Origin of the sequence: Cryobacterium sp. MLB-32 (genome assembly GCF_000738085.1) — a bacterium.
Lineage (GTDB): Bacteria > Actinomycetota > Actinomycetes > Actinomycetales > Microbacteriaceae > Cryobacterium.
Genome location: NZ_JPRS01000047.1, coordinates 24,372 through 32,838, shown reverse-complemented (window position 1 = coordinate 32,838; position 8,467 = coordinate 24,372). Strand labels below are relative to the sequence as shown.

Here is an 8,467-nt window from a genome sequence, read left to right as displayed (position 1 = left end):
GAGCGCGTAGGATTTTTTCTGGTGCCCCCCGGATCAGGCAGCCTTTCAGACTATGGCTCATGAGGGAGCAAGGCAAGGAATTTTTTCATCCGCACGAGCCTGTGATGCGCGTGAACTACTCTGGGTGGCGGGTTCGTGCGCGCCAGCCGGCTCAATGAAAGGACGTTCATGCATCCCATGCTCTTCGGTATCAGCTTTCTCGACTCCGAGTGGCTGATCGGCTGGTTCGGGTCGTTCGTGCTGATCGGTGTGGCCGCCGTCGTGTTCGTCGAGACCGGATTCATCGTCCTGTCGTTCCTGCCCGGTGATTCCCTGCTCTTCACGGTGGGACTGCTCACGGCCACCGGAATTGTGCCGTTCCCCATCTGGATCACGTGCCTGGTCGTGTTCGTCGCCGCGTTTGCCGGCGATCAGCTCGCTTATTACATCGGCCGCAAAGCCGGCCCGGCGGTTTTCGCCCGCGAGCAGAACCGGTTCTTCAATCCGAAGAACGTCGAGCACACCAACGCCTTCTTCGCCAAGCACGGTGGCAAGGCCATCGTCATGGCACGCTTTCTCCCGGTGTTCCGCGCCTTCGTGCCCGTAGCGGCCGGTGTCGGGCGTATGCGCTACCGCTCGTTCGTGGGATTCAACATGCTCGGTGCATTTCTGTGGGGCGTCGGCCTCACCATGATGGGCTTCCTGCTCGGTCAGATCGAATTCGTCGCCCGGTACTCGGAATACTTCATCATCGCCATCGTGCTGATATCCGGTATCCCGATCCTGCGCGAGCTGTACAAGGCAGCGCGTAATGCACGCGCATCACGCGGCCACGCGCCGGTACCGGAAACGACGATTCCCACGGAACTCGTCGATTAGCCCACTCCTCGGCCGCCGGTTCGATCCCTCGCCGGTCGAGGCGCGACGAAGGAGCGATCGAGACCCCGCGAGCCAAGCCTGAGACCCGACCCGGCAACGCAGCGCACCTCACCCGGTCTCGATCGCTCGTGCCTCGCGCCTCGACCAGCGGATGGGCAGCACGCGCGATCGAGACCCCGCGAGCCGAGCGGTGAACGCAGCTCGGCTCGCGCAGGTTTCCGGGCCTAGAAGGCTAGCTCGCGGCGTTGAGACGAGCAGCGGCGAGCCGCTCGGCCGCGACGAGGGTCGTGATGCCCTCGGCGTGCGCGTCCGCGAAAATCTGGGTCACCACATCGGCGATCGCGTCGACCCGGGCCGTGATGCTCGCGAGATCGGCGTTCGGCTCGCTCGCCATGGCCAGGTACACCACCCCGCCGGCGTTCACGACGAAGTCCGGCGCCCAGAGGATGCCGCGGGCGTCGAGCTCCGCCGCACCGGAAGGGTCCTCCAGCTGATTGTTGGCCGCTCCCACGACGCCGAGCACGTTGAGCTCCCCGATCACCGTCGACGTGAGTACGCCGCCCAGACCGCAGGGCACGAACAGGTCGGCCTGGATGCGGTGAGCGCCGGCCACGGGCACCCACTCGGCGCCGAGCCGGTCCGCGAGCTCGCGCTTGTCCGGGTTGATGTCGGTCACCGTGAGGATGGCCCCGGCGGCGGCGAGAGCGACCGCGAGACGGCCCCCCACCTGGCCGAGCCCGGAAATCACGAGGTGACGGCCCGTGACGTCACGGCTGCCGAACAGAGCCTCCAGTGTGGACACAATGCTCGCGTACACGCCCGCGGCCGTCGCGTCGGCAGGTTCTCCCACGCCGCCGCTTGAGGCGGGAAGGCCACAGACGTGGTCGGTGCGCTCCTGCACGATGGCCATCAGCTCGGCGCTCGTGCCGACATCCTCTGCCGTCATGTAGGCGCCGTTCAGGCTCTCGATGGCGTCACCGAGGTCGAGCATGGCGTCACGCTTGTCCTCGTCGCTCAGCACAACACCGAGTGGCAGGTGGATCACGGACTTTCCGCCACCGAGGTTGAGCCCCGCGGCAGCGTTCTTCAGCGTCATCGCCTTGGACAGGCGCAGGGCGTCGGCCACCGCATCCGTCCAGTCGGGGTACTGCCACATGCGCGCCCCGCCGAGGGCCTGCCCGAGCTTGGTGGAGTGCACGGCCACCGTGATCACCAGGCCGGAGCGCACTCCGGTGGTGATGAGCACCCGCTCGTGGGTGAACGGAATTCCGGCAAGCGCGTCCAGCGACGGTGCGGGGTGCGTGAGTGTCATGGGTGTTTCTCCTAGGGGCCGGCCTTGTGGGCGCGTGGTCAGCACGGGGTGCGTGCCGACACAAGACTAACGAAAGGCGCGACGGAGCGAAACCGTCAATTCTGCCGGCGTGCACTATGCACACAGCACCCTCGTCAGATCGACGAGGGTGCTGTGTGTGCAGTTCTGGTGCTTAGTGGAAGAAGTGACGCTCTCCTGTGAAATACATGGTGACGCCGGCCGCGTTGGCCGCCGCGATGACCTCGTCATCGCGCACCGATCCGCCGGGCTGTACGACGGCGGTGACGCCGGCCTCCAGCAGCACCTGCAGGCCATCGGCGAACGGGAAGAACGCGTCAGACGCGGCCACCGAACCCCGGGCACGGTCGCCGGCGCGGTTCACCGCGAGGTGGCAGGAGTCGACACGGTTGACCTGACCCATTCCCACCCCGACGGATGCCCCGGCATGTGCAAGCAGAATAGCGTTCGACTTCACCGAGCGGCAGGCCTTCCACGCGAACTCGAGGTCGGCGCGGGTGGCGGCATCCGCTTCGGGTCCCGCGGCGAGGGTCCAGCCTTCCGAGCTGAAGTCCTCAAAGGTGTCGGTCTGCTGCACAAGCAGGCCGCCGGAGATCTGGCGCAGCTCGAGGGAGGACCGCTCGTAGTCGGCCGGCAGCTCCAGCAGACGGATGTTCTTCTTGCCCATGAGAACAGTGAGGGCCTCGGGCTCAAAGCCAGGAGCCACGAGCACCTCGGTGAAAATCTGGCTGACGGTTTCGGCCATGGCCAGGGTGACCGGGCGGTTGGCGGCGATCACTCCGCCGAAGGCGCTCATCGGGTCGCAGTCGTGCGCGCGGTGGTGCGCCGAGGCGATGGAATCGGGCGTCTTCGCGCCGGCGACGGCGATGCCGCACGGGTTCGAGTGCTTCACGATGGCGACGGCCGGCACGGTGAAGTCGTACGCGGCGCGCACTGCGGCATCCGCGTCGACGTAGTTGTTGTACGACATCTCCTTGCCGTGCAGCTGCGCGGCCTGGGCGATGCCGCGCCCGCCCTCGCCCACGTAGAGGGCCGCGGCCTGGTGCGAATTCTCGCCGTAGCGCAGGATCGCGTCGCGTTCGGCCTCAATGACGATGCCATCGGGGAAGGGCGAGTCGAGGGGCAGGTCGTCGTCGCCCGTCTCGTCGTCTTCCATGAGGTCGCCCTCAAGGATCTCAACGTCTTCTTCCCACTGGTCATAGACGTTCTCGGTGAACCAGGCGGAAACGCTCAGGTCGTAGTCCGCAGTGTGTTCGAACGCGAGGGATGCGAGCTTCTGCCGCAGTTTAAGGGTTGATCCTCCGGCCGCGACGGCCTCGACGATCTCGCCGTAGTTGGCCGGATCGACCACGATTGCCACATTGGCGTGATTCTTGGCGGCGGCGCGCACGAGGGCCGGCCCACCGATGTCGATCTGTTCGATGACGTCCGCCGCTTCGGCACCGGACTCGACCGTCTCGACGAAGGGGTAGAGGTTCACGACGACGAGCTGGAAGGCCTCGATGCCGAGGTCGTTCAGCTGTGCCTCGTGCGACTCGAGACGCAGGTCGGCGAGGATCCCGGCGTGAACGCCCGGGTGCAGGGTCTTCACACGTCCGTCGAGGGACTCGGGGAAGCCGGTGACGGCGGAGACGTCGGTCACCTCGTGGCCGGCCGCGCGGATGGTGGCGGCCGTCGAGCCCGTCGACACGATTTCGACGCCCGACGAGGCAAGGACGCCGGCCAGTTCGAGCAGGCCGCTCTTGTCGCTGACCGAAATGAGGGCCCGCTTGATCGGGATCAGGTCCCGGTTGCGGTAGAGGCTCGCGGCGTGGCTCGCGTGGTTCGTCTGGCCGATATCGGTGTTACCGCTCATGCTGTGGAATGCTCCTTGAGATTGACGTGTCCGTTGGCGATGTCGAGGATCGCCTGCACCAGCAGGCGGCGTTCAACGGTTTTGATGCGGTCATGCAGGGAGGCTTCGGTGTCGTCGGGGGTAACCGCGACCCGTTCCTGCGAAATGATCGGTCCGTCGTCGACACCGTTGTCAACCACAATGATGCTCGCGCCGGTCTGGGTGACGCCGGCGGCGAGCGCGTCGCGCACGCCGTGCGCTCCGGGGAATTCGGGCAGGTAGGCCGGATGCGTGTTGATCAGATTCGGGGAGAGCGCGGCCACCACCCGGGGCGGCAACAGGCGCATGAGCCCGCTGAGCACGACGAGGTCGGGCTGCCACTGCCCGATCTGGGCCAGGAGCTCGTCGCCCCAGGCCGCGCGGTCGGGAAACGACGTGAACGGCACGGAAAAGGTGGGGATACCGAATTCTTCGCCGAGGGCCAGGCCGTCGGCGTCGCGGTCGGCACCGATGGCCACGACGCGAGCAGGATATTCGGCGTCCTCTGACGCCTCAAGCAGGGAACGCAGGTTGGATCCCCCGCCGGAAATCAATACGACCAATGACAGCACGAGGTAAATCTTACCGTCGGGGAGTGCGGTCCCGGGCATCCGGCTGCACCGGCATCCGCTCCCCCACGCCAGTCCGCCCGTGCCGCTGCCAAGTCCGGCTACCGCCACAGCGGGCACGCGGACCGCGAGCGGTCAGCGCCGAGTCAGCGTCGGGCGGGCTTGACCTTGGCGCGAGGGCGCGGAACGCGCACCCGCGGTACCCGCACCTTCGCTCCCACGAGCATTCCGATGGCGGCTGCCACGCCGATCTCGGCGGCGGCCAGCGCCCCGACGAGCAGCGGATTCGGTCCCACGTCTGACAGTCGCCCCGGTCCGATCGATCCGGCCGACCACCAGGAGAGCAACCCGAGGATCAGACCGGCGACCACGCCCATGCCTACGCCACTCAGGGCATGCTGCAGGGCACTGCGCTCGGGAACCCCTGGCCGGTCGAGCAGTTGACGAACAATGACGGCGGCGATGAACCCGATCAGAATGGGAACGAGCAGGCCCAGGAATCCCCACGCGGGGGCGCCCTGTGGGAGAACACCGAGAATGGGCAGTCCGGGAATCGGACCGAGCATGGCCCCCGCCGGCGACACGTTCGAGCCCACGCCCACGGCGATACCCGGACCGATGAACCAGGCCATTGTCCAGATCACCAGGTTGGGGATGAAAGCGAGCTGCGCGAAGGTAATCGTGGCACCGCCGACGATACCCGCCTGGATCGCCTCGTAGAGCCCAATGATCGTGGCGTAGTTCGCCACAATCAGCACAAAGAATGCGACGGCCGAGACGGCCATGATCGCGGCGCTGGCTGCCGCACCGCCGCGCAGGGAACCTGTAATGACGGTGCGAGTGGTCTGCTGCAGGCCACGGTAGCGGTCACGGATGCCCCGGCTCACCGGGTCGAGCCGCTCGCCCGGGTTCTCGCGACCCGAATTGTGACGGAGCACGAGATCGTGGCGCAACTTCGCACGCTCGGCGCCGAACAGCACCCCCGCGCCGTAGATGACAGTGGGCACGAGAGCACCCTGCAGAACGACCGGGGTCACGCTCTCGCTTAGAGCCGAAAACGTCGCGAGTGTGGCCATCAGCCCGTACACGGCGACGGCCGCGACCACGCCCACCCAGCGGTGCGGAGTCTCGGCCGCGCGACGACCGGTGAGTGCGCCCAGGAGCGCGGTGACGACGGCGAAACCAAGGGGCGCGAGGGTGACCGCGAACGGCGCATCCGCTCCGGGCAGGCCCAATGCGGCTGAGACGTCCGTGCCGAGCTGCACGCTGAGGTCGACCCCATTTCCGAGCAGCCACACGTCGACCGCGGCACGCCAGAACACGAACCACTCGATGGAGAGTCCGAAGTGCGCCGCCCACAGCACGGTCAGCGGCACGAGCGCAATGCCGATGCCGATGGCGACGACAAGCAGCGCCTCGAGGGCGGCGAGTAGGGCTGTCGTTGTGCGGTTCATCCGGTCTTCGAGCCTACCCGGCCTCCCGGCGGTCTTCCGGCACCTTTCGCGGCGATCTGCGCCCACATGACGATGTTAAACACGAAGGGCCCGTCGCAAGCGACGGGCCCTTCGAACGGAATTGTTACAGCGCAGCGACCTTCAGCTCGGCCAGTGCGGCACGAAGCAGGGTTGCAGCCTCGCTCGGCGTCTTGCCGACCTTGACTCCGGCGGCCTCGAGGGCCTCCTTCTTGCCCTGTGCGGTTCCGGCTCCGTCGGAGACGATGGCGCCGGCGTGGCCCATGGTCTTACCTTCGGGAGCAGTGAAACCGGCGACGTAGCCGATGACCGGCTTCGTGACGTGAGCCTTGATGTACTCGGCGGCTTTCTCCTCGGCGTCTCCGCCGATTTCGCCGATCATGACGATCGCGAGGGTGTCGGGGTCGGCCTCGAACGCCTCGAGGGCGTCGATGTGGGTGGTGCCGATGATCGGGTCGCCACCGATGCCGATCGCGGTGGAGAAGCCCAGGTCGCGCAGTTCGTACATCATCTGGTAGGTCAGGGTGCCGGACTTCGAGACGAGGCCGACCGGTCCCTTCACGGTGATGTTCGCGGGCGTGATGCCCACGAGCGCCTCACCGGGGGTGATGATGCCGGGGCAGTTCGGCCCGATGATGCGGGTCTTGTTGCCCTTGGCCTTGGCATACGCCCAGAACTCGGCAGAGTCCTGCACGGGCACGCCTTCGGTGATGATGACGAGAAGGGGGATCTCGGCGTCGATCGCTTCGATGACGGCGTCCTTGGTGAACACCGGCGGGACGAACACGATGGAGACGTCGGCGCCGGTCGTGGCGACAGCCTCGGCGACCGTTCCGAACACGGGCAGTTCGACGTCACCGTGCACAACGGTGGTGCCCGCCTTGCGCGCGTTCACGCCACCGACGACCTGGGTACCGGCCTTGAGCATGAGGGCGGTGTGCTTGGTGCCCTCACCTCCGGTGATGCCCTGAACGATGACCTTGGAGTCCTTGTTGAGGAAAATAGACATTCGTTGGCTCCTTAGTGAGTCAGTTGGCGGCGTGGGCGAGTTCGGCGGCCTTGGCGGCGCCCTCGTCCATCGTGGCGGCCAGGGTGACGAGCGGGTGGTTGGCCTCGGCCAGAATGCGACGGCCCTCGTCAACGTTGTTGCCGTCGAGGCGAACCACGAGCGGCTTGTTGGCAGACGTGCCGAGCTCGGCAAGCGCGCCCACGATGCCCTTCGCAACGGCGTCGCACGCGGTGATGCCGCCGAACACGTTCACGAAGACCGACTTGACCTGCGGGTCACCCAGGATGACGTCGAGGCCGGCAGCCATGACCTCAGCGGATGCTCCGCCTCCGATGTCGAGGAAGTTGGCCGGCTTGACGCTGCCGAAGTTTTCGCCGGCATAGGCGACAACGTCGAGCGTCGACATGACCAGGCCTGCACCGTTTCCGATGATGCCCACTTCACCGTCGAGCTTGACGTAGTTGAGTCCGGCGAGCTTGGCCTTGGCCTCGAGCGGGTCAGCGGCGGCCGCGTCTTCGAGAAGCGCGTGGTTCGGGTGACGGAACTCGGCGTTCTCGTCGATCGTGACCTTGCCGTCGAGGGCGATGATGTCGCCCTCTTCGGTGAGGACGAGGGGGTTGACCTCAACCAGGGTCGCGTCTTCGCCCTTGAATACGTTGTAGAGCTTGACGAAGACCGGAGCGACCTTGTCGACGAGTTCGGCGGGGAACTTCGCGTCGATGGCGATCTGCGTCGCGACGGCCAGGGTGATGCCGACGGCAGGGTCGACGGCCGTGTAGGCCAGAGCCTCGGGCTTCTCGACCGCGAGAACCTCGATCTCCACGCCACCTTCGTAGCTCGCGAGCGACAGGTAGGACCGGTTGGACCGGTCCAGCAGCACGGAGAAGTAGAACTCCTGCTTGATGCGGGCTCCGCCGGCCACCATGACGCGGTGGACGGTGTGGCCCTTGATGTCGAGACCCAGGATGTCGCGGCCAGCGGCCTCGGCATCGTCCGGAGTCTTGGCAACCTTGACGCCGCCGGCCTTGCCGCGGCCGCCGACCTTGACCTGGGCCTTGACGACGACAACACCGCCCAGTTTCTCGGCTGCTGCACGCACTTCGGCGGGGGTGTCCGCAATGATGCCCGGCAGAACCGGCACACCGTATCCCTCAAAGAGGTCTCTGGCTTGGTATTCGTAAAGATCCACGCTGCTCTTCCAATCCGCGTCTCAGCTCACACGCTGGTTTTGAGGTTGTTGGTGACAGCAGCCGTGTCGTAAATTAGCTCGACATCAAGACATACCGACCATCTGAAACTCTATCTCTTCTCGCAGCGCGCAGGGGCCACGTCTTAAGGCTAGCCACACCTTGCTGG

7 protein-coding genes are annotated in these 8,467 nt (G+C 66.3%); 1 reads left to right on the top strand and 6 read right to left on the bottom strand.

Features of this window, described 5'->3' with window-relative positions:
- Positions 1 to 168: 168 nt before the first annotated feature.
- Entirely contained in the window at positions 169 to 858 is a 690-nt protein-coding gene (locus JF66_RS07060; protein WP_051973236.1) for a DedA family protein, read from the top strand.
- 232 nt (positions 859 to 1,090) lie between these two features.
- Here the strand turns inward: JF66_RS07060 and JF66_RS07055 are convergent, their stop codons facing one another.
- From JF66_RS07055 to sucC, 6 genes are all read right to left on the bottom strand, one after another.
- Positions 1,091 to 2,170, bottom strand: a complete 1,080-nt coding sequence (locus JF66_RS07055) for a Glu/Leu/Phe/Val dehydrogenase dimerization domain-containing protein (protein ID WP_051973235.1) — start codon at positions 2,168 to 2,170, stop codon at positions 1,091 to 1,093.
- A 172-nt stretch (positions 2,171 to 2,342) separates the two neighbouring features.
- Positions 2,343 to 4,043 (bottom strand): bifunctional phosphoribosylaminoimidazolecarboxamide formyltransferase/IMP cyclohydrolase, encoded by a 1,701-nt coding sequence (purH, locus tag JF66_RS07050; RefSeq protein ID WP_051973234.1) that lies wholly within the window; start codon positions 4,041 to 4,043, stop codon positions 2,343 to 2,345.
- Positions 4,040 to 4,633, bottom strand: coding sequence for a phosphoribosylglycinamide formyltransferase (gene purN / locus JF66_RS07045; RefSeq protein WP_035876537.1), 594 nt, complete (start codon positions 4,631 to 4,633; stop codon positions 4,040 to 4,042). Before purN ends, purH begins: the two co-directional genes overlap by 4 nt.
- Before the next feature lie 143 nt (positions 4,634 to 4,776).
- The gene (locus tag JF66_RS07040; RefSeq protein ID WP_051973233.1) at positions 4,777 to 6,084 is read right to left on the bottom strand and encodes a DUF6350 family protein; all 1,308 of its coding nucleotides are present in this window, start codon (positions 6,082 to 6,084) and stop codon (positions 4,777 to 4,779) included.
- 124 nt (positions 6,085 to 6,208) lie between these two features.
- Positions 6,209 to 7,111, bottom strand: a complete 903-nt coding sequence (sucD, locus tag JF66_RS07035) for a succinate--CoA ligase subunit alpha (protein ID WP_035876518.1) — start codon at positions 7,109 to 7,111, stop codon at positions 6,209 to 6,211.
- A 19-nt stretch (positions 7,112 to 7,130) separates the two neighbouring features.
- Positions 7,131 to 8,300, bottom strand: coding sequence for an ADP-forming succinate--CoA ligase subunit beta (gene sucC / locus JF66_RS07030; protein WP_035876516.1), 1,170 nt, complete (start codon positions 8,298 to 8,300; stop codon positions 7,131 to 7,133).
- Positions 8,301 to 8,467: the final 167 nt, after the last annotated feature.